Origin of the sequence: Ferdinandcohnia jepli (assembly GCF_047246645.1) — a bacterium.
Taxonomy (GTDB): domain Bacteria; phylum Bacillota; class Bacilli; order Bacillales; family Bacillaceae_L; genus Ferdinandcohnia.
Window position 1 is genome coordinate 103,240 of the sequence record NZ_JBFOKR010000006.1, and the last position, 25,120, is coordinate 128,359.

The 25,120-nt window shown below is 36.1% G+C and carries 19 protein-coding genes; 16 read left to right on the forward strand and 3 right to left on the reverse strand.

Annotated elements, in window-relative coordinates; all coding sequences use genetic code 11:
* Positions 1–13 precede the first annotated feature (13 nt).
* The 4 genes from AB3M96_RS07910 (at position 14) to AB3M96_RS07925 (ending at position 6,007) form a co-directional block, all read left to right on the forward strand.
* Entirely contained in the window at positions 14–1,105 is a 1,092-nt protein-coding gene (locus AB3M96_RS07910; RefSeq protein WP_412967043.1) for an iron-containing alcohol dehydrogenase family protein, read from the forward strand.
* Between the two features lie 841 nt (positions 1,106–1,946).
* Positions 1,947–3,290, forward strand: a complete 1,344-nt coding sequence (gene brnQ / locus AB3M96_RS07915; RefSeq protein ID WP_412967044.1) for a branched-chain amino acid transport system II carrier protein — start codon at positions 1,947–1,949, stop codon at positions 3,288–3,290.
* 98 nt (positions 3,291–3,388) lie between these two features.
* The gene (gene glsA / locus AB3M96_RS07920; RefSeq protein ID WP_412967045.1) at positions 3,389–4,318 is read left to right on the forward strand and encodes a glutaminase A; all 930 of its coding nucleotides are present in this window, start codon (positions 3,389–3,391) and stop codon (positions 4,316–4,318) included.
* A gap of 189 nt (positions 4,319–4,507) precedes the next feature.
* On the forward strand, positions 4,508–6,007 hold the full coding sequence (locus tag AB3M96_RS07925; RefSeq protein ID WP_412967046.1) for a DHA2 family efflux MFS transporter permease subunit: 1,500 nt from the start codon (positions 4,508–4,510) through the stop codon (positions 6,005–6,007).
* 114 nt (positions 6,008–6,121) lie between these two features.
* Here the strand turns inward: AB3M96_RS07925 and AB3M96_RS07930 are convergent, their stop codons facing one another.
* On the reverse strand, positions 6,122–7,102 hold the full coding sequence (locus AB3M96_RS07930; RefSeq protein ID WP_412967047.1) for a sensor histidine kinase: 981 nt from the start codon (positions 7,100–7,102) through the stop codon (positions 6,122–6,124).
* A 13-nt stretch (positions 7,103–7,115) separates the two neighbouring features.
* A complete protein-coding gene (locus AB3M96_RS07935) occupies positions 7,116–7,814 on the reverse strand; it encodes a LytR/AlgR family response regulator transcription factor (RefSeq protein ID WP_412967048.1) in 699 nt (232 codons plus the stop codon).
* 173 nt (positions 7,815–7,987) lie between these two features.
* Between AB3M96_RS07935 and AB3M96_RS07940 the strand changes: the two genes are divergently transcribed.
* Both AB3M96_RS07940 and AB3M96_RS07945 read left to right on the forward strand, forming a co-directional pair.
* A complete protein-coding gene (locus AB3M96_RS07940; RefSeq protein ID WP_412967049.1) occupies positions 7,988–8,740 on the forward strand; it encodes an ABC transporter ATP-binding protein in 753 nt (250 codons plus the stop codon).
* Positions 8,730–9,887 carry an ABC transporter permease gene (locus tag AB3M96_RS07945; protein ID WP_412967050.1) on the forward strand — a complete coding sequence of 386 codons (1,158 nt, stop codon included), beginning with the start codon at positions 8,730–8,732 and terminating at the stop codon, positions 9,885–9,887. Before AB3M96_RS07940 ends, AB3M96_RS07945 begins: the two co-directional genes overlap by 11 nt.
* A 329-nt stretch (positions 9,888–10,216) precedes the next feature.
* Here the strand turns inward: AB3M96_RS07945 and AB3M96_RS07950 are convergent, their stop codons facing one another.
* Positions 10,217–10,558, reverse strand: coding sequence for a cupin domain-containing protein (locus AB3M96_RS07950; protein WP_412967051.1), 342 nt, complete (start codon positions 10,556–10,558; stop codon positions 10,217–10,219).
* 254 nt (positions 10,559–10,812) lie between these two features.
* Here AB3M96_RS07950 and AB3M96_RS07955 point away from each other — a divergent pair, with 254 nt between their 5' ends.
* From AB3M96_RS07955 to AB3M96_RS08000, 10 genes are all read left to right on the forward strand, one after another.
* Positions 10,813–11,454 (forward strand): YesL family protein, encoded by a 642-nt coding sequence (locus AB3M96_RS07955; RefSeq protein ID WP_412967052.1) that lies wholly within the window; start codon positions 10,813–10,815, stop codon positions 11,452–11,454.
* 221 nt (positions 11,455–11,675) lie between these two features.
* Positions 11,676–13,232, forward strand: a complete 1,557-nt coding sequence (locus tag AB3M96_RS07960; RefSeq protein WP_412967053.1) for a response regulator transcription factor — start codon at positions 11,676–11,678, stop codon at positions 13,230–13,232.
* Positions 13,233–13,242: 10 nt separating this feature from the next.
* Positions 13,243–14,976, forward strand: coding sequence for a sensor histidine kinase (locus AB3M96_RS07965; protein ID WP_412967054.1), 1,734 nt, complete (start codon positions 13,243–13,245; stop codon positions 14,974–14,976).
* A 163-nt stretch (positions 14,977–15,139) separates the two neighbouring features.
* Positions 15,140–16,798 (forward strand): ABC transporter substrate-binding protein, encoded by a 1,659-nt coding sequence (locus tag AB3M96_RS07970; RefSeq protein WP_412967055.1) that lies wholly within the window; start codon positions 15,140–15,142, stop codon positions 16,796–16,798.
* 204 nt (positions 16,799–17,002) lie between these two features.
* Entirely contained in the window at positions 17,003–17,860 is an 858-nt protein-coding gene (locus AB3M96_RS07975) for an ABC transporter permease (protein WP_412967155.1), read from the forward strand.
* Positions 17,861–17,873: 13 nt separating this feature from the next.
* On the forward strand, positions 17,874–18,797 hold the full coding sequence (locus AB3M96_RS07980; protein WP_412967056.1) for a carbohydrate ABC transporter permease: 924 nt from the start codon (positions 17,874–17,876) through the stop codon (positions 18,795–18,797).
* Between the two features lie 194 nt (positions 18,798–18,991).
* On the forward strand, positions 18,992–19,990 hold the full coding sequence (locus AB3M96_RS07985) for an endo-1,4-beta-xylanase (RefSeq protein WP_412967057.1): 999 nt from the start codon (positions 18,992–18,994) through the stop codon (positions 19,988–19,990).
* Between the two features lie 89 nt (positions 19,991–20,079).
* Complete coding sequence (locus AB3M96_RS07990) at positions 20,080–22,113, forward strand: alpha-glucuronidase family glycosyl hydrolase (protein ID WP_412967156.1); 2,034 nt, start codon at positions 20,080–20,082, stop codon at positions 22,111–22,113.
* Between the two features lie 78 nt (positions 22,114–22,191).
* Positions 22,192–23,697 (forward strand): GH39 family glycosyl hydrolase, encoded by a 1,506-nt coding sequence (locus tag AB3M96_RS07995; protein ID WP_412967058.1) that lies wholly within the window; start codon positions 22,192–22,194, stop codon positions 23,695–23,697.
* Positions 23,698–23,739: 42 nt separating this feature from the next.
* Positions 23,740–24,882, forward strand: a complete 1,143-nt coding sequence (locus AB3M96_RS08000) for a family 8 glycosyl hydrolase (RefSeq protein ID WP_412967059.1) — start codon at positions 23,740–23,742, stop codon at positions 24,880–24,882.
* Positions 24,883–25,120 lie beyond the last annotated feature (238 nt).

The following is a 25,120-nucleotide window of genomic DNA, read 5'->3' on the forward strand; positions in this document are numbered from 1 at the left end:
AAGAGTGATAGGGATGGAGACTATTTCGGTCCATGGTGCACCAAGTGAATATATTGCATCTGTAGATATTCTAAACCAGCTTGAAAGAAAGCTAGAAGAACGAGGTATTAAGAGAGCTCTAGTTGTAACTGGTGAGAAATCTTGGCAAGCAGCGAAACCCTACTTTCCAGAACTTAAAAACATTTTAACTTCACGTTATACGTATGGTGGAGAATGCTCGCTTAACGAAATAGAGTCTTTGTGTACGCTCGTAAATGAGCAAGTATATGATGCAGTTATTGCGGTTGGTGGTGGTAAGGTACTAGATCTTGTGAAAGCCGTTTGTCACAAAACGGGCAGACAATCAGTATTAATTCCAACACTTCCATCCAATTGCTCTGCATGGACACCTATTTCAGTTCTGTACGATGAAAATGGTGCATTTATTCGCTATGACATTTTTCCAATAAGTGCTAGCCTTGTACTGATAGAACCAAGAATTCTTCTACATGCACCACTTGAAATGTTTGTCGCGGGGATTGGTGATACACTTGCAAAATGGTATGAAGCCGACGTTCAGATGGCTGGAATAAAAGATAAGCCAGTGGTGTTGCAAATTTCTCATTATACAGCAGAACAATGTAAGAATCTGCTTTTGGAACATGCAAGAGAAGCTATTGCAGGAGCTAAGACAGGTGTTTTAAGTGAAGCCTTTGTAAATGTGACAGAAGCGATTATCGTTCTTGGTGGAATGGTAGGAGGCTTTGGTGATAAGTATGGAAGAATAGCGGGCGCTCACTCCATTCATAACGGCTTAACCGCTATAGATGAGACTCATTACGCATTACATGGTGATAAGGTGGCATATGGAATTCTCGTTCAATTGGTACTAGAGAATAAATGGGATGAAGTGGAAGAACTATTGTTATTTTATCGTGAAATAGGGCTACCATTATCTTTGTCAGAACTAGGGATAAGCAATGTAACAGAAACAACGATCCAGACTATAGCAAGCAAAGCGGCTATTCCTGGGGAATCCATCCATGCAATGCCGATAGGAGAAATTACGCCACTTAGTGTCAGTAATGCAATGATAGAACTTGAAAAATATGTAGAACAAAGGTAAATAATATACAGAAAAAGAGATGAGAATAAATGTACTCATCTCTTTTTTGTATGGGTTAAGGTACTAAATCATACCACTCGTTTTGAAGCTTTGAAAAGGCAGAAAAGTACCCACTCAAAGTGTAAATCAAGTGTGAGTGGGTAAGAAAAGGTGGAAACGTACCCACTCAAAATGTAAATCAAGTGTGAGTGGGTAAGAAAAGGTGGAAACGTACCCACTAAAAGTGTAAATCAAGTTTGAGTGGGTAAGAAAAGGTGGAAACGTACCCACTCAAAATGTAAATCAAGCGTGAGTGGGTAAGAAAAGGTGGAAACGTACCCACTCAAAGTGTAAATCAAGTGTGAGTGGGTAAGAAAAGGTGGAAACATACCCACTCAAAATGTAAATCAAGCGTGAGTGGGTAAGAAAAGGTGGAAACGTACCCACTCAAAATGTAAATCAAGCGTGAGTGGGTAAGAAAAGGTATAAACGTACCCACTCAAAATGTAAACCAAGTGTGAGTGGGTAAGAAAAGGCCGAAACGTACCCACTCAAAATCAAAACCAGAGGTTAGTGGGTAAAGTAAAACTCTAAACATAGCCACTCAAATAATGAACAGTGAAGTTAAACCACAAATTGATTTACAAAATATTCAAGTAATTAACATCTTATTCCACGTTATACATTTTTTATTAAGAAAATATTCTTATATAACTTTATTTTCTGAAAAGTGTTGCTTTTTATTATTTTATTTGTTAAATTCATTATACTGTTTCTTTTGAAGTAACAATTGAACATATACTGAAATAACTTTTCCTTGCGTCTTTTAAGGATTCTATATTATGAAATTAGGTGGGTTATCATGTTTTCAAGAAATTCATTTTCAAATACTTTCGCAGTTGGTTTTATGTTGTTTGCTTTATTCTTTGGTGCTGGGAACTTAATATTCCCGCCATTATTAGGGCAAATGGCAGGAGATAACATATTCTCTGCTAATGCAGGTTTTATTATTACGGGAGTGGGGTTGCCTGTTCTAGGAGTGTTAGCATTAGCATTTTCAGGAAAAAGTGACCTGCAGTCATTAGCGAGCAGGGTACATCCAGTATATGGTGTACTATTTACTGTTTCCTTATATTTAACCATTGGACCATTCTTTGCGATTCCAAGAACAAACACGGTTGCATATGAAATAGGTGTAATTCCATTTTTGGGGAATCCAAACAGCTATCTTCCTTTATTTATTTTCACCGTACTATTCTTTGGAATCACGTTATACTTTTCTCTACAATCCAAAAAGCTTGTAGATATCGTTGGAAAAATATTAACTCCTGTTTTACTTATTGTTATGGCCATTGTTATTGTAGCTGCATTCCTGAATCCACTTGGAGCAATTCAGGTTCCAACAGAATCCTATGTGCATAATAGCTTCTTTAAAGGGTTTCAAGAAGGATATTTAACTATGGATGCTCTTGCTGCTTTTGTATTTGGAATTATCATTATTAACATCTTAAAAGAACAAGGAGCTACAACTAAAGGTAAATTAATGGTTTCAACTTTGAAAATTGCTTTACTAGCAGGGACTCTATTGGGGGTCATTTATTCATCATTAGCGTATTTAGGAGCACAAAGCGTTGAAGCTCTGGGTTACAAAAAAAACGGTGGGGCTATTTTAGCGGCCGTATCAGAGCATTATTTCGGCGACTTAGGGAAAGTATTACTCGCAATCATTGTGATTGCAGCTTGTTTAACAACGAGTATTGGATTAATTACTTCGTGTGCATCATATTTTAATAAGATTATTCCAAGCATCTCATATAAACTTTGGGCTACCATCTTTACTTTATTTAGTACAGTCATTTCAAACTTTGGTTTATCGGCAATCATTGAGTTTTCGATTCCTGTACTATCGGCACTGTACCCGTTAGCAATGAGTCTAATGGTTTTAACATTCTTACATCCTCTGTTTAAAGGAAGAAAAGAAGTGTACCAAGTCAGTATTTTATTTACACTAGTCGTTAGTGTGAATGATGGCTTAAACGCTGCTGGACTTAAGCTTCAATCAGTAAATGAGTTATTTATCGAGTTTTTACCGTGGTATTCTGTTGGACTTGGCTGGGTTGTTCCCGCGATTATTGGTGGAGTTATAGGCTATCTACTCAGTATTATTAAAAGAGGGATATTGGAACCAAATCCAATCGAAGAATAATAACAAAGACTTTTAAATCCAAGAGAATGTATCTCTTGGATTTTTGTATATATAAATAGTAGAAAACAAATTGGTTTATACTACTAACGGTGATGCATATGGCTTGTCAATCTAGTGACGAATTAAAAGAGTTAGTACGCGAAGCACGTATTTGTACAAAAGAGGGTAAAGTAGCAGACTATATTCCGGAGTTGGGTAAAGCAAATCCTAATGATTTATCAATAGCTATTAATTATCCAGATGGTAATTGTTATTCTGCGGGGGATATTGAAAAAAAGATATCTCTTCAAAGTATTTCAAAGGTTATTAGTTTGGCGTTGGTACTGATAGATAGAGGTTATAATTATGTGTTTGAGAGAGTAGGTATGGAGCCGACAGGAGATCCGTTTAACTCAATTGCGAAACTTGAATCGACGGCACCGACTAAACCATTAAATCCAATGATAAACGCTGGCGCTCTCGTAGTTACTCATATGATAAAAGGAAATTCGGTTGAGGATAGATTTCAAAGGTTATTGCAATTTGTCAAAGACCTAGCAAATGATCAATCAGTCACCTACAGTAAAAGTGTAGCCAGTTCGGAATTCGAAACAGCTCATTTAAACAGAGCATTAAGCTATTTTCTTAAGCAGCATTCCATTATCAATGAGGATGTTGAACAGCTGCTGGACCTCTATACGAAGCAATGTGCGATTGAAATGAATTGTTTGGATTTATCTCGGATTGGGTTGATTTTCGCAATGGATGGTGTAGACCCGCAAACAAAGAAGCAACTTATACCTAATGACGTAGCTAGAATCTGTAAAACATTCATGGTAACCTGTGGTATGTATAATGCATCAGGTGAATTTGCAATCAAAATTGGTATACCAGCAAAAAGCGGGGTTTCTGGCGGGATTATGGGTGCAGTTCCTGGAAAGTTCGGAATTGGAATATTCGGTCCAGCCCTAGATGAACGAGGAAATAGCATAGCGGGTATCAGATTACTTGAACTGTTATCGAAAAATTATCAGTTAAGTATGTTTTGATAAAGTAATACCTGAGTTGGTCAAAATAGGTACGCTATATACTTTTAAAACACTACACTTTAAAACTAATTAGATACACGAAATATTTTTAATTGCAATCCCTTACCCCATAGTATAAGATATTATCTATGGTTTTTGTGAATTTTTGGTAGTACATACATAATGGAATGTTAATTAGGGGGAACAACTATGGATATGACCATGAATAAAAACGGCCGTCCGCCGTATGGTATAATTTCTGTCTTAATGATAGGGGCATTCATTTCATTCTTAAATAATACATTATTGAATATTGCTTTGCCTGCTATTATGACGGAGCTAAAAGTTGACCCGCCGACTGTACAGTGGTTAACAACCGGCTTTATGCTTGTAAACGGGATCTTAATTCCGACAACGGCTTACCTAATTCAAAAATATTCAGTTCGTCACTTGTTCTTAATTGCAATGGGACTGTTTACAGCAGGTACAATTCTATCAGGTACCGCTCATGAATTCTCAATTTTACTATCAGGAAGAATGATTCAAGCTTCTGGCTCAGCAATCATGATGCCACTATTAATGAATGTTATGCTTGTAAGCTTCCCGGTTGAAAAAAGAGGAACTGCAATGGGAGTATTTGGGCTAATTTTAATGTTTGCTCCGGCAATTGGTCCTACGCTTTCCGGATGGATTATTGAACACTATGATTGGAGAATGCTATTCCATTTCATCACTCCAATAGCAGTAATTGTATTAATACTTGGATTTATCATGCTTAAAGATAAGAAAGAAAAAGTAAATCTAAAACTTGATTTCTTTTCACTTGTACTTTCGAGTATAGGTTTTGGAGGCTTGCTATATGGGTTTAGCTCTGCGGGGAGTAAGGGATGGGGCAGTCCACATGTCTATCTAACAATTACCATAGGGGCAATTTCACTCATTTGGTTTATTTTACGACAATCAAATATGGAGCGTCCGATGCTTAACTTTGGTGTCTACAAATTCCCTATGTTTGCACTAGCCTCAGTTATAACAATGGTTGTTAACATGGCGATGTTTTCAGGATTCCTACTGCTGCCGATTTATGTGCAAACTATCCGTGGAATATCTCCAATGGATGCTGGACTAATGTTATTACCTGGAGCCATTTTAAATGCAATCATGTCTCCGATTAACGGTAGGTTATTTGATAAATTTGGTGGCCGTATACTAGCAACTACTGGTTTAGCCATTACGACTGCAACTACGTATTTATTTAGCCAACTAACATTTGAAACGACTTATACGTACCTGGTTATTCTGCATGCTGTACGGATGTTTGGTATGTCGATGGTATTCATGCCTGTTTCAACAAATGGATTAAATCAGTTACCAAGACAGCTATATCCACATGGTACAGCTATGAACAATACATTAAATCAGGTATCTGCGGCAATTGGTACTGCACTATTAATAACACTTATGTCGATTAGACAAGAATCATCTGCTGCCGCTGCTATGAAAAATGTGTTAGGTCAGCCTACGCAAGAACAGCTTGTTAGTATAGAATTACATGCAATGCTTGACGGAATTAACTTCACATTCTTTGTTTCAACTTTCCTTACGTTAACTGCATTAATACTGGCATTCTTTATGAAACGTGCGAAACAACCTGAAGAGGAAAAACAAACAACTGAACCAAAGGTAAAACCTACTTTGGCTAAGAGTTAATACAAGTTACTGTGCGATAATCACCAACGATTATCGCTTTTCTTATGGATAAAAATTAACCAAAAAAGCAATGCATTCACTTAGGTGAAATGCATTGCTCATCTGGATAATTAGTTATTTAATAGCTGGTATTTTGATTTTTAAGGTAAACTCTTCATCCTTACATATAAAGTCTAAAAAACCATTTGCCTCATCTATAATATCTTTTATAATTTTTGTTCCAAGACCCTCATGTTTACCCGATTTCGTTGTTTGACCATATGAATGGAATAATTCATCAAGAACATGGGTTGGAATAGGGAGAGTGTGATTTTTACATAGCAAAATATATAGACCACTTCTCTTTTGAAATTGGAATGTCAGACTAGGTTTTTCCTGATATTCCTTATGCCATTCCTCACATGCATCAATTGCATTTGAGAGGATATTGCCAATTAGGGCTACGATTTGCTGATCACTCAATGGTAACGTAGATAGAGGGATATCGAAGTCATAAATAACCTCTGTTCCTACATCCTTTGCACGGCGATACATTTGGTGCAGAATACCAGCTACAACCCCTCGTTCACCTTTGATGGAAAGGTTGGTCTCTTTATAGTCTTCTACCATGCCATCTAAGTAACTTTTTGCTTCAACAGCTTCTCCGTTTTCCAGCATAAAATGTAATGCTGACACATGCTTCAGAAAGTCGTGGCGCTCATTACGCACAATTCTGAAGGTCTCGTTAAAATGCTCTCTTTCTTCCTGAAATTGTTTGCTTTCTTCATGTAATAAGAACAGCCTGCTGCTAAGAAAATAACGTGATACTTCAATTCCGACAAATACAAGGATAGGAACGAAATACACGATAGAAGGCTCGATAAAGATATAAATTGTAAGTAGTAACACTTGTAATACAAACAAAAAGCTATTCCACTTTATTCCTAAGACTGTTACTTGGAGTAGTTTATGTTTATTAAGCAAATAGGTTATAAATAACACAATGACACTTGCTATATAGAGTGGTATATTCCAAGGAAGGAGAGATAACACTTCATGTACATGTATAATTCCTAATACTGTAATTATTCCCCAGTAGAGTATAGCTGGTTTCACTTATGACGCCACCTTAAAAATAATGTTGTTGTAAAAAGTCTACCTTTTCTTTCGTGATCATTGCTTGCTCGTCGATTCCTTCAAAGGTGACAATGTAGGAGTTTTTTGCATATAAAGAGAAATTTTTTACATAGTGAATATTGATGATGAACGAACGATGGGAACGGATAAAATCTCTTTCCCTTAGTTCTCCCTCTAATTCGTTTAGAGTTTGATAGGTTTTAATAGGTCCTGACTTTGTATAAATTGTTGTTGAACGCCCTGACCTTTCAATAAAAATAATATCTTTCTTCTGTAAAATATGTATTTCATTTTTCTGTTTTAGGTATAGCCTTCCGTGTATCTCTGCGGATTTTGTTTTTTCAAGTAGTCTCTCAACGGACTTTACTAAGCGTTCCTTTGGGTAAGGCTTCATGATATAGTCATGAACATTTAGCTCAAAAGCATGAACGGCATAACCGCTGCTACCCGTAACAAAGATAACTGAAATGTTTAATGCATGGGAATGGATAATATCTGCTAATTCATAGCCTGATAGATTAGGCATTTCGATATCAGCAATAAGTAAATCAATTTCCTCTTTTTTAATATGTTCATATGCTTCCTCTGCAGATAACGTTGAAAATACGATATCTACATCTGAAATGCCACTCACAATTGCCTGCAATTTATCCAAATCAATTAATCGGTCATCAACAAGACCAACCTTCATATAAACCGCCTCACTGTTAATCTATAAGAATTCTTATATTATTTTAACACCTTTAATGGCAAAATTGACCTTTTCACGACAAAAAATGGAATATTCGCGACATAACTAAAGACTTCCTCAACTGAAGTTTGTATGATTAAGTCAAGAAAACAAACTGTTGAGGTGAAGGAAACATGATACAAATTAATGAAATTACAAAGCAATTTAAAGATAAAAAAGTGTACATTACAGCATTGAAGCACGTGACTTTTACGGTTAAACAAGGGCAAGTTGTTGGCTTACTGGGGGAAAATGGAGCTGGGAAAACAACTCTATTACGAACGATAGCAACATTATTAACTCCAACATCAGGAAATGTAAGTGTGGGTGGATATGACACATTGAAAAACCCTGAGGAAGTAAAGAAGAATATAGGCGTTTTATTTGGAGGAGAAACAGGTCTTTATGATCGCTTAACTGCTCGCGAAAATTTGGAGTATTTTGCTGCCTTATACGGATTAAGTAAACATGAAACAAAAGTTCGGATAGATGAATTGGCAAGAATGTTTGGAATGAGAGATTACTTGGATCGAAAGGTTGGAGGATTTTCAAAAGGGATGAGACAAAAAGTAGCAATTGCAAGAACACTCATTCATAATCCGGAAATTATCCTGTTTGATGAGCCAACTACAGGTTTAGATATTACCTCTTCCAATGTATTCAGACAGCTTGTACACCAACTAAAGCGTGAGGGAAAAACAATCATCTTTTCTAGTCACATTATGGAAGAAGTTTCAATGCTATGTGACTCGGTTGCCATGATGCATAAAGGAGAACTTATTTTTCATGGTGACCTTGAGGAACTATATAAAAAAGAAGGAAACAGTGATTTAAACTATATTTTTATGAGTAAACTTGTTAGGGGGAACGAAAACTATGCTTCGTAAAATTTATATAAAAGAACTAAAAGATTCCTTTAGAGACCGTAGAACTTTGCTACTAACAGTATTCTTACCAATTATAATGATGACAGGATTAACATTATTCTATGAAAAAATGATTTCAGATGGAATAGATGAATCATACAATCTAGCAGTGGAAGAATCGGCTATGAATGAAGTGGAAAGTATTTTTTCTGGATTTGATAATATCGAATTAATCCCAGCTTCAAATCTTGAAGCAGTCCTTAAAGAGGGGGAAGCTCATGCTGCTTTATCACTTTCACCTGAATTTACAGAATCGGTTCAAAATGGCGAGCAGGCAACTATTACTCTTCTTGGAGATTCGTTTAGTCAAAAGTCTTCAAATCTAATGAATATCATCACAAATACATTAGCAGGCTATGAAAAAGTGATTATCACTGATCGATTACAAGTACAAGGTATGAATCCTGAACTAATCAAGCCTTTTACAATTGAACAAAAAGAAATTACTGAAGAGAATCAAAGTGTTGATTTACTCGCAATGTTAATACCTCTTATCTTATCCATTGCTATAGGAGTCGGTTCAGGTCCATCAGCAGCAGACTTATTTGCAGGAGAAAAAGAGAAGAAAACAATGGAAGCTCTATTAATGACACCCGTAAAAAGATCGACTCTTCTCTTTTCAAAGTGGTTAACAATTGCCACGATTGGTTCTGTCATTGGTATTATTACTTTAATTGTAGTAGCTTTGGAAATAAGTTTACTGACAGAAAACCTTAAAAATGCGGTTGATTTTGGGGATCAAGGAATTCTAATTGTTGGGATAGCGGTAGGATTATCTATTATTTACGCTGCATTCAATGCTTCGATATTAATGCTAACCAGCATTATTGGTAAAACCATTAAAGAATCACAAAGCTATAGCAGCCCTGTCATGATGATTTGTATGTTCCCAGCTTTAATGATTACAGGGGTTGGAGTAAATGAATTAACCGCTCAGCATTTCGCTATACCTATTATGAACTTATTCAGTTTACTTAAGGAATTACTATTCGGTATTGTGAATGCTGAACATATTCTACTAACATTAGGAAGCAATGTCATTTGTATGGTTATCATTTTCATCATCGGTCGTATTTTGTTTATGAAAGATAAATGGGTTATGAATTAACATAGAAAACACCTGCCAGGTAAGCAGGTGTTTTTATATTATATGGCAGTATAAAAATTTCAACCTAGTTTTCGCTGTCTAGCACCAGCGCCTAGCCAGTTTTCCTACCTGAATAAGCTTCTCCGAGTATCTTGCGCAAAAGCTATGCTTTTAAGCAACTCGAGGTCGCTTCACCCCTCCTGCGGCGGCAACACTAAGGAATGCTTCGTGAGCATAAGCCTCGCAGAAAAAATGCTTTAGCATTTTCGAGGATGTGCTGACATCGACGTTCGCCACAGGACGTGGCGGATTTTAGTCGATGTTCCTATTTCAAGGCGCTTGCGCTTTTCTTATATATTTTGGACAAAGCGCTCATCAGGAATTTTATTTAGCATTACATAAAGGCTAACATTTTGATCTCCATCGTTTACAAAGCTTAGTTCTTCTTCACCATTGCAAAGAATAACATCATTCTTTTTTACCTTTGATACCTCTTGATCAATTGTAAACGTTCCTTCACCATCTAGTACTAATAGATATACATTTGTTCCTGGGTGTTTATGAGCAGGTAGTGCTTGATTAGGCATAAAGTTTAGAACAAATACTGTACTTTCCCCTTCTTTATATACAATACGCTTTGTAAAGCGGTCCTCATTATATTCAATAAAACTATCTAAAGTCTCTTTTTTCATGATTGCAGCTCCTTTTTCTCGTTTTCAGTATTTTTCCCTATACATAGATTATAAATGTCCTTACTAATCAATGATGTGATATAAATCATGATAAAGATAAAACTGGTTAAAACCATCATTTGTTCACGGAAAAGACATTCAATAAAACGCTTCCATAAAATGAGTGATTCTCATTCTACTTTTATATTAGTATAATCAAAAGTAAGTATTAGGTTTTACTATGCTAAAGCAGTAATGAGAAATGGGTGATAAACTTGGAATCAAACTGGACAAGTGGCAGAGTATATAAAATGAGTAACGGCATCATGAGGCTTGCATATGTGAATCTACTCTGGATATTATTTTCATGTGTTGGACTTGTTATTTTTGGAGTATTTCCAGCTACAGCAGCCCTTTTTGCAGTCATTCGAAAGTGGCAGACAGAAGAGGACGATATTCCAATCTTTAATACATTTGTACAGACGTATAAAAAAGAATTCATAAAAGCAAATGTTCTCGGGCTTTTCCTAACTGTAATAGGGTATACTCTTTATTTTGATTATGTATACGTTAGTATACTGCAAGGGACTTCACAGATCATCATGTCCTTTTTGTTAGTTTTATTTGCTATCATTTATGTAACCATAGCTCTAAATATTTTTCCTGTTTTTGTACACTATGATGTGAAGTTGTTACAAAATATTAAACATGCATTTTATATAGGAATTGCAAATCCTTTATATACATTGATGATGGTAGCTGCAATTGTGGTGCTAAGCCTTTTGCTTAAGTACATTCCAGGTCTTCTTCCATTTTTCTTCCCAAGTATATATGCTCTTGTTCTTATGAAGATAGGTCTTCAAAGTTTTGAAAAAATAGTAGAAAAACAAGAGGACTACGGCGTTGTTCAACCATAAAAGGATTGTAGACAAAGTTTAAATAGACTTTGTCTACACTTTTTTTACGAAATATTTTCTGTCTTTTCGGTAAATTTTTTTATTAAAATACATGAAATCGTTTTCATTATTTCTAATTAAACTCTATAATAGATAAATAATATTTTCATAAATTCTTAAGTGAGTTTTATCATAGTTAAGCTAGCTTTGTTTTATTAGGATTTTAGTAGGGGGAATTTGAAATGAAAAAAGTTCTACTCGTTGATGATGAATTATTTATCCGAAAAGGATTAAAGAGCTTAATTGACTGGGAAAAATGTGGGTTTGAGGTGGTAAGTGAAGCAGATAACGGTGAAGATGCATTCAATATTATTAAAAATTCATGCCCAGACTTAGTAATTACGGATATTAGGATGCCAATATTAGATGGACTTGAATTAATAAAGCGTGTGGTTGAGTCTGAATTTCACACTCCTAAATTTATTATTATAAGTGGATTTAATGACTTTAAATATGCACAGCATGCTATCAGATATGGAGTTCAGGATTTTATTCTAAAACCAATCGATCAGGATGAAATGGAAGAAGCACTTCAAAAGCTTGCGCAATCTTTGCGAGAAGAAGAAAACCAGAACCGTAAGCAGGAACTTCTTCGTTATCAATCAATATTTGAAGAGTTATTGGTAGGTACTACTACACCAGATGTATTAGAACCCTTTAAAAAAGAGGTAAGGTTTGAGGAAGGCAACACTCATAACTATGTCCTTTTAGAAGTATATGAGGATGCCTGTGAATCTGTTGAAGAAACTAAAATAAGAGATGAAGTCCAAAAAGCTATAGCAGAAATACTAGATTACAATGTTCCCGTTCTTGAACATAGTACAAGGAATTATGGGTTTATCATTAATTCCAAAGAAATGGCAGGTAGCCACAGTAGCCTGGAAAATCAAATTAAGAAGCTATCCAATGTATTCTCTAACTTGCAGATTGGTAGTTTCTCAATTTACGTAGGAAGTTCATTTATTGAAATACAGTCAGTAAAGGAATCATTCGAGACAGCTAAACAGGCATCTCTCTTCAAGTTTATATGTAAAGAAAACGAGCCTGTTTTTTATGAAACTATTAAAGATATTCGAGTAAATTACTCAGAAATTGATCATGAACAATTTTCATTGCTCATGGAATATATAGAAGAACACGATATTGAACATCTTCAAGCCTTTATTAATAGTATGTTCACTGAATTTCAAGAAAAATATTATGCGCCGGAAGCGGTTAAGGGAGCGATAAATCACTGTGTTCAAAGAGTAATTAAAACTCTCAAGAGTATGGAAGAAAGCGAACAGGATTATTCTGCCTATTACACGATGCTCTCGTGGAATCGATTTAATTTGAGCCCATCTGACCTGAAAAAACAATTTACAACTTATATTATTGATTCAACTACAAGAATCCACCAGTTGCGCAAGGAGCATGTAAAGGGCGATATACACAAAATAAAGGCATATACAGAAAAGCATTATCATGAAAACATCAGCTTAAAAGGAATTGCTTCAAAATTTTATATCAATCCTGTCTATATGGGGCAATTATTCAAGAAAACCTATGGTATCTATTTTAAAGAATTTCTATTAGACATTCGAATAAAAGAGGCAAAGAAGCTGTTAAGACAAACGAACCAAAGAGTCTATGAAGTTGCAGAAAAGGTTGGCTTTGGTAGTACAGATTACTTTGTAACTCAATTCGAGAAGATGGAAGGAATGAGTCCAACTGAATATAGAAACCAGATCCTTAAATAAGGGAACAAAGTTGATTGATTTTTTTAATAATCTTAAGCTAAATAAAAAGTTAATAGTCTTATATGTGCTAGCCGTCTTTCTTCCAATTGTTTTAACAAATATTATCTTTTACGTTGTAACGAGTAATAATGTAAAAGATCAAAAAATGAAAGATATATCGATCGCATTAGAGCAGATAAGAAATGATTTCCTCGAAAGTGTATATGATGCAGTTAGTGTTTCATCCATGATTTATACAGATAATAATATTAATGAATTGTTAGATAAAACGTATGATTCACCGATAGAGTATGTTAGAGAATATGACAGTATTCTAAGGGGGTTTAACAAATATGGGGCAATGTTCTCATCTGTTGCCTCCATTTCTTTTTATACAGATAACGATACTATTATTTATTCGGGTGGAGTTAATCGCTTAACGAAACCAATGATGAAAGAAGAGTGGTACAAAAACCTTGATGAATTAAAGAATTACCCGGTTATTACGAGGACAGGCTCAGACATACAAAAAGATACATTTAGTGTTATCCGCGAGCTGGATTATTATCAAAGCTACAATAGAACAAATAAAATCATGAAAATTGATTTGAAGAAGGAAACCGTAAGGCATATTTTTAGTAATGTTACATTTCAAGGCAATGTATATCTACTAAATGAAAAAGGTGAAATAGAGTACGCAACAGACCCTTCTATAAACTGGGCTGAGCAACCTCAAGCTTTTAAATCAGTAACGTTACCTGAAGGAACTACTGTAATTGACGAAGCAGTTGATAGTCAAGACTACTTTAAGGACTGGAGAATAGTAGGCGTTTTTTCTGAGAAAGAAATATTGCAGGATGTCTATCATTCGAGAGAATTCATTTTGTATTTAGCTACCTTAAATTTCTTAGTTCCTACACTTATTATTATCTTAATTTCCAAATCATTGCATTTTCGGATTAATAGACTTTTACATCATATGAAGAAGATGAAAAATCAAAGCTTTGAAACAATTGATGGAATGGAGTACAAAGATGAAATTGGCCAATTAACAAGTGAATTTAATCGAATGTCTACCAAAATTAGGGATTTAATTCAAGATGTCTATTTGGCAAATATACAAAAGAAAGATTTAGAGCTTCAACGTAAACAGGCACAGCTAAGTGCGCTTCAAAGTCAAATCAATCCTCACTTTTTGTTTAATGCATTAGAAACAATTCGCATGCGAAGTCTAATTAAAGAGGAAAAAGAAACAGCAAAGATCATTCAAAACATGGCAAAGATGCTTCGTAGATCCTTTACTTGGGGAAAAGATTGGGTGACAGTAGAGGACGAAATGAATATTATTCACTCATTTTTAGAAATCCAGAAATATAGATTCGAAGATAAACTTGAATATTGTCTAGATATTGATGAATCTGCAAAGAAAATAGTTATTCCCAATATGATTCTACTACCTTTCGTTGAGAACGCAAGTATTCATGGGATAGAACATAAGAAAGGGAAGGGAACAATTTCAATTTCAGCAAAAAAACTGAATGATTGTTTTGAGTTTGTTATTCACGATAATGGACCCGGTTTTGATCAGGAAAAACTAGAAACGCTTTTACAATCTTTAAGAACGGAAGATGCCATGGGTGACCGGGTTGGTATTAAAAATGTCTATTACCGACTAAAACTGCACTATGTTGACCAGTACAACTTTGATATTAAGAGTGATGATACAGGAACAAAAATCACGATAAGATTGCCAATTCAAGAATAAAGGTAAACAAATAGTAAAAAACTTTAGTTTTTAAATCACTCTAAACTTTTTTAAGTGTAAACTATAGTTTACCTAGTCCAACTTATGTTGAAAGCGTTTTATAATGAAGATACTTTCAGGAATGAAAGTGCTTTCAAAATATAAACCTAGGGGGTTTAAAGGAATGGCAAAGAAGAGCTTTTTTGCAGTTTTATTATCATTAGTTCTACTGATTGCATTAGTAGGATGTAAAGATGATAGTGCTTCAACTAATTCAGAAGGTTCATCTTCTGATAGCAAAGATCCAGTTACTATCACTTACTTTAATGCCGGAACACCTAACAAAGATGTTAAGTCAACTGACACTAAGATTGGTAAAATCTTAGAAGAAGATACTGGCGTAACAGTTCAAATGGAATATCTTGTTGGTGATGTTAACACTAAGATTGGAACAATGATCGCAAGTGGTCAATACCCAGATCTTCTTGTTCCGGATATTGCAATCGATAAAGTATTAGAAGCTGAAGGATTCATCCCTCTAAATGACTTAATCGAAGAACATGCTCCAAACCTTAAAAAGCTTTATGGCCCTTACTTAAAGAAAATGACTCATGAAGATGGAAATATCTACTTCATTCCATTCAGTGCTGAGCAAGGATATCTTCCAAACCCTAACATCGACCAAGGTGCTTTCTTCATCCAACGTGGTGTTTTAAAAGAGTTTGGATATCCAGAAGTAAAAACACTTGATCAATATTTTGATTTAATCACAAAGTATGCTGAAAAATATCCAGAGCTTGACGGAAATAAAACAATCGGTTTCACATCATTAACTTATGACTGGAGATTCATGGGTATTGCTAACGCTCCAATGCACTTAGCTGGTTATCCAAACGACGGTGAAGTAATCGTTGACATGGAAACACATGAAGCAACAGTTTATGGAGACAAAGATATTACAAAGAGATATTTACAAAAATTAAATGATGTAAACAATCAAGGTTTCTATGATAAAGAATCTTTCGTTTCAAACTATGATGAGTATTTAGCTAAACTTTCATCTGGCCGTGTATTAGGATTCTTCGACTATGGTTGGGAAGTTGCTCAAGCTGAAAACGCATTACTACAAGCAGGAAATGATGACAGACGTTATATCGCACTACCAATCGTATTTGACGAAAGCATTAAAGATCAGTATATCGATCCACCTTCATTCGTAAATAACCGTGGTATCGGTATTACTACAAGTGCAAAAGATCCAGTACGTATTATCAAATTCTTAGACCACATGGCTTCAGAAGAAATTCAAAAACTATTCATGTGGGGTATTGAAGGCGAAACTTTCGAAGTTGACGAAAATGGTCGTTACTACAGAACTGATGAGCAAATCGAACTTTATGCTAATCAAGAATTTAAAGAAGAATTCGGATTCCAATATTTCGAATACTACTGGCCACGTGGTAACGGTATGTTCTCTGACGGTAACGCATGGGAGCCACGTAGACAAGCAGAGGTTGCACAAGCAACTTATACTGACGGTGATTTAGCAATTCTAAAAGAATATGATGCACAAGTATTCTCTGACTTATTCTCTGCTCCAGATGACAGACCATGGTATCCAGCATGGAGTGCAACATTAGAGCAAGGTTCACCAGCTCAAATCTTTGACCAAAAGAAGAGAGATTTACAAAGAAAATACTTCCCTGAGTTAGTACTTTCTGAGCCAAGTAAATTTGATTCAATCTGGGATGAATATGTTACTAAATTTAGAGAACTAGATGTAGAAGCATATGAAAAAGTAATGACAGACGTTGTTAAACAACGTGTTGCTGATTCTAAATAATAAGTAATAGAACTGAAAGGCCGGCTACCTTCTTAGGTTCAAAGCCTGGCCTTTCAGATTATTAGAAAGATTTAAGGAGGGGTAATCGTGAGTACTGAAAGCAAAACATCAACTGTTTCCTTTCCAATAGATACTGCGAATCAAAAACCCACAGGGATAAAGCTCTTCTTTCATAAATGTAAACAACAAAAAGCACTCCTCATCATGAGTGTGCCATTCTTACTCTGGTTATTTATCTTCAAATATGTCCCACTTTGGGGCTGGACAATGGCATTCCAGGATTTCAAACCTGCAAGAAGTTTCGGTGAACAGGAATGGGTAGGTTTAGAGCACTTCAAGTTTCTATTTCTCGATGAAGCATTCTTACGTGTACTACGTAACACGGTTGCAATGAGTGCAATTAATCTAGTATTAGGATTTGTTACAGCTATCTTCCTTGCATTACTACTTAACGAATTAAGACATATGAAGTTCAAGAAAATAGTACAAACAATCAGTTATATGCCGCACTTCCTTTCATGGGTAGTAGCAGCAAGTATCGTGTCTTATACGCTATCTCTTGATAACGGAATCATAAACATAGCCCTAACAAAATTAGGCCTTGAACCAGTTCTTTGGTTAGGGGTTGGTGAGTACTTCTGGGGAATAATTGGAGCTTCAGATGTATGGAAAAACCTCGGTTGGAATACAATTATCTACTTAGCTGCAATTACGATGATTGACCAAGAACAATACGAGGCAGCGGAAATTGATGGTGCTTCAAGATTACAGCGTATGTTCCTTATTACTTTGCCAGCACTAAAACCTACTATTATTATTCTATTAATTATGAACCTTGGTAATATCCTTGAATCAGGTTTTGAACCACAGTACCTTTTAGGAAACCCGATGAACCTTGATTATTCAGAGGTATTAGAAATCTTCGTATTAAAATACGGTATTTCAATGGGTAACTATTCACTTGCTACGGCAGCAGGAATATTTAAAACAGTGGTCAGCTTTATCTTCTTATTTAGTGCAAACTCAATTGCCAAGAGATTTGGTCAAGAAAGATTATTTTAAGGAGGCGTAAATCATGAAAAAATTATTTAAAGTCAGCGCACGCCATTCCTCAATGGAAGATCGTCTCTTTGATATTTCAAACTATACATTCATGATTCTTTTATGTGCTGTAATGCTTTATCCAATGTTGAATACATTAGCAATTTCATTAAATGATGCTACAGATTCAATTAAGGGTGGTATATTCCTTTGGCCGCGTGAGTTTACTCTATACAACTATAAGCATGTATTTGGTGAATCACAGCTAATGGGTGCGTTCTTCATGTCAGTACTAAGAACAGTTGTTGGTACATTAATATCAGTATTCTGTACTGCGATGGTTGCTTATACAATCTCCCGTAAAGAGTTTGTATTACGTAAGTTTGTAACAATCGCATTCATTCTAACAATGTATTTCAATGGAGGATTAATTCCAAACTTCCTACTTATGAGAGACTTAAACTTACTAGGAAGCTTCTGGGTATATATACTTCCAGGTGTAATTGGAGTTTTCAACCTTATCGTTATCCGTTCATTTATTGATGGACTACCAGAAAGCTTAATGGAATCTGCAAAGATTGATGGTGCTGGTGATTTTACTACATTCTTTAAAATTGTATTACCACTTTCACTTCCAGTATTAGCAACAGTATCCTTATTCGTAGCAGTTTTCCAATGGAATTCATGGTTTGATGTTTTCTTATACAACTCTTCAGTTCCAGAACTAAGTACCTTGCAATACGAATTAATGAAAATATTACAAAACTCAAATGCCTCTATGTCAGGTAAAACGGCAGCAGACGCCTTTGCAAATGCGAATGCAGCAGCCAATACAGTAACACCAACTTCTATCCGTGCAACAATGACTATTATTGCATCTGTACCAATTATTTTAGTATATCCGTTCCTACAAAAGTACTTTGTAAAAGGACTAACTATCGGTGGAGTAAAAGGCTGATCCTATTTTAGGACAGCCTTCACTTTTATCTAGATGTGTAATATGAACTTGAAGAAAATGATGTTGTGTGGGAGAGGTCTCTTGTTCTTGCTAGCATCTTATTAAATAGATTAGAAAACAGAAATACAGTTGACAAGGTAAATTTAGTTACTAGTTATTCTACACTTGTTAAAAAGAGAAGCCGGAGGTAAACGATGACTCAACAATCTAAACGCTTATTTGACATTTATCAAGACTATTTTTTAATAGGTGCAGCTATCAATAATCGCACGATAGATAGTGCTAAACAATTAATAGTTAACCATTTTAATAGTATTACTGCCGAGAATGAAATGAAGCCAGAACATCTTCAACCAGAGGAAGGTACGTTTACATTTGAAACTGCCGATAAATTTATCTCCTTTGCAGAAGAGCATAACAAAGCGGTACGTGGGCATACATTAGTTTGGCATAATCAAACCCCAGATTGGATGTTCCAAGCTCCAGATGGTTCGGTGGCAAGTAAGGAGTTATTACTTGAGCGTTTGAAGAATCATATCTCCGCTGTAGCAGGTCGTTACAAAGGCCGTATCCATAGCTGGGACGTTGTAAATGAGGTAATCGACGATAGTGATGAACGGTTTCTACGAAAGTCTAAATGGTTAGATATCGCTGGAGAAGAGTTCATCGAAAAAGCTTTTCGTTTTGCACATGAAGCTGATCCAAATGCGCTATTAATATACAACGATTACAATGAAAGCCAACCGGAAAAACGTGACAAAATCTATCAACTAGTAAAGTCTTTACTCGAAAGAGAGGTGCCAATTCATGGTGTGGGAATGCAAGCACACTGGAACCTGACATCACCAACAATTGATGAGATTCGGGCAGCAATTGAGAAATATGCTTCGCTAGGCTTACAGATTCAGTTAACAGAATTCGATTTCTCTGTATTTAACTTTGAAGATAAGAGAACAGACTTAAAAGCCCCAACTGCTGAAATGGTTGCTTTACAAGAAAAGCGCTATGAAGAATCTTTTTCATTACTGCGTGAGTACAAAGATGTAATTAGCAGCGTAACCTTCTGGGGAGTTGCTGATGACTATACATGGTTAGATGACTTTCCTGTAAGAGGAAGAAAGAATTGGCCATTTGTATTTGATGTAAACCAACAACCAAAGCAGGCGTTTGAGAGGATTACATCTTTTAAATAAAACTTCTATTCCACAATTAGGAGGAAAATTCATTGAGTTATAACAGTACTGAGGAAACAGTAGGAACTGTTGGAATCACCCCAGAGAATATGAATGAATACAAAGCGTGGTTGCAATATACCCGAAAAGGGGATGTCCAATGGGTGCAGAGGAATCAAGACCTGTTAAGCCAACTGGTTATTCCTAATGAGTCTTTACTTATTCAATCTGCTAGACAAGAGATGATTTCAGGAATTACATCCATGCTGGGAATTGAACCAACAATTAAGGATGAAAATGTAATAACTCCAGCTACTGTTTTATTGAGTTTTGAAAACGGGGCTTTGCCAATTGATGCCTCTAAATTAAGTTCATTAAACAGTGAAAGTTATTTTATCAAGACTGTTAAAAACAAACTATATGTTATTGGAAAGACGGACAAAGGGGTTCTCTACGGGGTATTCCACTTATTACGTATGATCCAGCAAGAAGCGGATTTACACAGTTTAGATATTGTGGAAGCACCAGTGAACCAATTACGTATGATTAACCATTGGGATAATATGGACGGTTCGATTGAACGAGGGTATGCCGGAAAATCAATATTTTATAAAGATTATCAATTTATTAGAAATTGGAATCGAATAAAGGATTATGCAAGACTTCTATCTTCAGTAGGAATTAACGGTGTTTCAATAAATAATGTAAACGTTCATGAAATTGAATCCAAATTAATCACCAGTGAGTATCTACCGGACGTAGCAAAGGTTGCTGATATTTTTCGTGGATATGGAATAAAGACATATTTAAGTGCCAACTATGCAAGTCCAATTCAGCTTGGGGACTTAGATACGGCTGATCCACTTGATGAGGGCGTTCGAAGTTGGTGGAAGGAAAAAGTAAAAGAAGTATATAACTATATTCCTGACTTTGGCGGTTTTGTGGTTAAAGCAGATTCAGAGCATCGCCCAGGGCCATTTACGTATAACAGAACACATGCAGACGGTGCAAATATGCTTGGAGAAGCATTAAAACCTTTTGGTGGAGTCGTTTTCTGGAGATGTTTTGTGTACAACTGTCTTCAAGATTGGCGTGACCGTAAAACTGACAGAGCGCGTGCAGCTTATGATCACTTTAAACCATTAGATGGACAGTTCCTTGAAAATGTTGTTCTGCAAATTAAAAATGGACCAATGGACTTCCAGGTTAGAGAGCCTGTTTCTCCTCTATTTGGCGCAATGTCAGAAACGAATCAGGTTCTTGAGTTCCAAGTAACACAGGAATATACAGGACAACAAAGGCATCTTTGCTACCTCATTCCACAATGGAAAGAAGTGCTGGATTTCGATACGCATGCAAAAGGTGAAGGCTCTACCGTTAAAAAAGTAGTATCCGGTTCTTTATATCATAATACTTTAAGTGGAATTACTGCGGTTTCAAATATCGGAGACGACTTAAACTGGAATGGTCATACATTGGCACAAGCGAATTTCTATGGATACGGAAGACTTATTTGGAATCCAGACCTTAAGACCGATGAAATTACAGAAGAATGGGTTGAGCAAACGTTTGGGAAAAATGAACTCGTCTTCGAAAAACTAAAAGATATGCTTCATACATCATGGAGTATCTATGAAAAATACACAGCTCCACTAGGAGTAGGCTGGATGGTTAATCCTAGCCATCATTATGGACCAAACGTAGACGGTTATGAGTATGATGTGTGGGGCACCTATCATTTTGCTGATTGGAAAGGTATCGGTGTAAACCGTACATTAAAAGATGGAACAGGATATACAGGTCAGTACTTTAAAGAAAATACCGACCTATTTGAATCATTAGATACATGTCCAGATGAACTCATTCTTTTCTTCCACCACGTACCATATACACATGTTCTAAGGTCTGGGGTAACAGTGATACAGCATATCTACAATACTCACTTTGAAGGAGTTGAAGAAGCTGAAAATCTTGTTACTCAATGGAAGAAACTTGAAGGTGAAATGGACACGACAAGATTTGAAGGTGTTCTAGCTAGATTACAAGAACAAAGCGAACATTCAAAAGAGTGGCGTGACAAAATTAATACGTATTTCTACAGAAAATCTGGGATAGATGATGTGAAGGAACGTAAGATTTATTAAAAAGTTAAGATGTGCTGGTCCATGAAATCTAGCACATTTTTCTTACCAGTAATATAACAACGACGAGAGGACAAGGTTATGAAAAGAATAACTATCACTCAAGATCGAGTAACAACATTCAAAAAGAACTGGAAATATTGTGTGGGAACAGGACGCCTAGGTCTTGCACTACAAAAGGAGTACCTTGATCATTTAAAACTTGCAAAAGAAAAAATTGGTTTCGAATATATCAGAGGACATGGCTTGCTTTCAGACGATGTTGGAATCTATCGGGAAATTGAAGTAGATGGTGAGACTCGCCCGTTCTATAACTTTACATACATTGATCGAATTTTTGATTCGTTTCTTGAAATCGGAATTCGACCATTCGTAGAGTTAGGATTTATGCCTTCTCAACTAGCTTCAGGAGACCAGACAATTTTTTACTGGAAGGGAAATGTAACACCTCCAAAAGATTATGAAAAATGGCATGACCTTATTGTTGCGGTCGTTTCTCATTTTGTAGAGCGGTATGGGATTGATGAAGTTTTAAAATGGCCGTTTGAAATCTGGAATGAACCTAATCTAGTAAACTTCTGGAAAGATGCAGATAAACAAGAGTATTTCAAATTATATAAGGTTACAGCAAATGCAGTGAAAGAGGTTCATCCAGAATTGCAGGTAGGTGGTCCAGCCATTTGTGGTGGAGCTGATCATTGGATTGTGGATTTTCTTAACTTCTGTCATGAGGAAAACGCACCAGTCGATTTTGTGAGTAGACATGCCTATACATCAAAAGCGCCGCATAAAAAGACCTTTGAATATTACTATCAGGAATTGGTAGATAACACAGATATGCTTCATCAGTTTAAAACGGTACGAGGTATGATTTATGAGTCACCATTTCCGAACCTGCCATTTCATATTACAGAATACAATACTTCCTATAGTCCTATAAATCCGGTTCACGATACAGCGCTAAATGCTGCGTATCTAGCAAGAATTTTAAGTGAGGGAGGAGATTATGTTGACTCCTTCTCATATTGGACATTTAGTGATGTATTTGAAGAAAGTGATGTACCTAAAGCACAGTTCCATGGTGGATTTGGGCTAATTGGGTTAAACGAAATACTAAAGCCTACTTTCCATCTGTTCTACTTTTTCAACCAGCTTGGTGAGGAGCAGCTTTATCGCGATGAGCAGATACTTGTTACTAGAAGGAAAGACGGTTCAATCGCATTAGTTGCTTGGAATGAAGTGCTGGAGAAAGGGAATGACCATAACCAGATAGTTGAGCTTGAAATTCCACTATCATGTAAGAATGCATTTGTAAAACGCCAGATAGTAAATGAACAATATGCAAACCCATGGAGAGTTTGGCAGGAAATGGGACGTCCAAGATTCATAGATAAGCAAGCTGTAGAAACACTACGTCATGCGGCCCAACCACTCCTCACTACTGCACAAATGGAAGTAGAGAATAGTGTATTAAAGCTAGAGCTTATTTTATCCAAAAACGAAGTGACTTTAATCGAAATTCAACCGAGAAAAGATGAGACTGATACGTATCATGGGTTGGATGATAGTCTGATAGATTCTTATTAAACCAGCATACTTTGATTCATATACTGAAGGGAGAACTGTAAGATGACTAAAGGTGCATTTTATACTGGAGAGTATCGCAATTTATTTAAAGAGTATGGTTACTCTGAAGAGGAAATTCAAGCAAGAGTTGAAGATACATGGAACCAAATTTTTTATGGTGATGAAGATACAAAAATCTATCATGAAAGTGAAGATGGCGGCGGCTATTTAGTTGACACTGGTAATATTGATGTACGTACAGAAGGTATGTCGTATGGAATGATGGTGGCTGTACAACTTGATAAGCAAGAAGAGTTTGACCGCATTTGGTCTTGGGCTAAGAAAAATATGTATATGACAGAAGGGTTGCATGCGGGGTATTTTGCGTGGTCATGTGCTCTAGATGGTACAAAAAATGCTCATGGGCCAGCTCCTGATGGCGAAGAGTTTTTTGCCTTAGCATTATTCTTTGCTTCACATCGTTGGGGTGACCGTGAAGCACCATTCAACTACAGTGAGCAAGCGAAGGACTTATTAAGAGATTGTATCCATAAAGGTGAAAATAATGATGGCTTCCCAATGTGGAACCCAGAAAATAAACTTATTAAATTTGTACCTGAGGTTGAGTTTTCTGACCCGTCTTATCATTTGCCACATTTCTATGAGTTATTTGCACTTTGGGCTTATCCAGAGGATCGTCAGTTCTGGAAGGAAGCAGCTGAAGCAAGTAGAGAATACTTGAAGACTGCGTGCCATTCGGAAACAGGCTTAGCTCCAGAATATGCTCATTATGATGGAACACCAAATCATATTCGCGGGTACGGGGACTTTTTCAGTGATTCATACCGCGTAGCTGCTAACATTGGTTTGGATGCAGAATGGTTTGGCGGCACAGAGTGGGATAAAGAAGAGGCGGATAAAATTCAAGGTTTCTTTGCGGATAAAAAACCTGAGGACTACCGTCGATATAAAATTGATGGAGAACCTTTTGAGGAAAAATCATTACATCCAGTTGGATTAATTGCTACAAACGCAATGGCTTCATTAGCAACTGTCGATGGCCCACATGCCAAAGCAAATGTAGACTTATTCTGGAATACACCGGTTCGCACAGGTGAGAGACGCTACTATGATAACTGCTTATACCTATTTAGCATGCTAGCTTTAAGCGGAAACTACCGTATTTGGATGCCGAAAGAGAAATAGAATAGTAGAATAGCCCCTTTCGAGAGGAAAGGGGCTTATTTTTATATCATTCTGGTGAAAATGAGTAGGAGTTATAGGGTTTACGATTTTTAATTTAGATTTATGGTTTTTAATTTGGATTTACGATTTTTAGCAGGAAAATACGATTTTTAATTCGGATTTACGATTTTTAGCAAGAAAATACGATTTTTAGCAAAAATTGAGCCAAACCGGCCGTACGCCTCAATGCAAACCAAAC

Excerpts from the sequence above, each read along its gene's own strand:
- AB3M96_RS07935 (WP_412967048.1), bottom strand. The coding sequence starts at position 7,814 with ATGAAGGTTGGTCTTGTTGATGACCGATTAATTGATTTGGATAAATTG.
- AB3M96_RS07950 (WP_412967051.1), bottom strand. The coding sequence starts at position 10,558 with ATGAAAAAAGAGACTTTAGATAGTTTTATTGAATATAATGAGGACCGC.
- AB3M96_RS07910 (WP_412967043.1), top strand. The coding sequence starts at position 14 with ATGGAGACTATTTCGGTCCATGGTGCACCAAGTGAATATATTGCATCT.
- AB3M96_RS08000 (WP_412967059.1), top strand. The coding sequence starts at position 23,740 with ATGACTAAAGGTGCATTTTATACTGGAGAGTATCGCAATTTATTTAAA.
- glsA (WP_412967045.1), top strand. The coding sequence starts at position 3,389 with ATGGCTTGTCAATCTAGTGACGAATTAAAAGAGTTAGTACGCGAAGCA.
- AB3M96_RS07975 (WP_412967155.1), top strand. The coding sequence starts at position 17,003 with ATGAGTGTGCCATTCTTACTCTGGTTATTTATCTTCAAATATGTCCCA.
- AB3M96_RS07970 (WP_412967055.1), top strand. The coding sequence starts at position 15,140 with ATGGCAAAGAAGAGCTTTTTTGCAGTTTTATTATCATTAGTTCTACTG.
- AB3M96_RS07980 (WP_412967056.1), top strand. The coding sequence starts at position 17,874 with ATGAAAAAATTATTTAAAGTCAGCGCACGCCATTCCTCAATGGAAGAT.
- AB3M96_RS07985 (WP_412967057.1), top strand. The coding sequence starts at position 18,992 with ATGACTCAACAATCTAAACGCTTATTTGACATTTATCAAGACTATTTT.
- AB3M96_RS07940 (WP_412967049.1), top strand. The coding sequence starts at position 7,988 with ATGATACAAATTAATGAAATTACAAAGCAATTTAAAGATAAAAAAGTG.
- AB3M96_RS07960 (WP_412967053.1), top strand. The coding sequence starts at position 11,676 with ATGAAAAAAGTTCTACTCGTTGATGATGAATTATTTATCCGAAAAGGA.
- AB3M96_RS07990 (WP_412967156.1), top strand. The coding sequence starts at position 20,080 with ATGAATGAATACAAAGCGTGGTTGCAATATACCCGAAAAGGGGATGTC.
- AB3M96_RS07995 (WP_412967058.1), top strand. The coding sequence starts at position 22,192 with ATGAAAAGAATAACTATCACTCAAGATCGAGTAACAACATTCAAAAAG.
- brnQ (WP_412967044.1), top strand. The coding sequence starts at position 1,947 with ATGTTTTCAAGAAATTCATTTTCAAATACTTTCGCAGTTGGTTTTATG.
- AB3M96_RS07945 (WP_412967050.1), top strand. The coding sequence starts at position 8,730 with ATGCTTCGTAAAATTTATATAAAAGAACTAAAAGATTCCTTTAGAGAC.
- AB3M96_RS07925 (WP_412967046.1), top strand. The coding sequence starts at position 4,508 with ATGGATATGACCATGAATAAAAACGGCCGTCCGCCGTATGGTATAATT.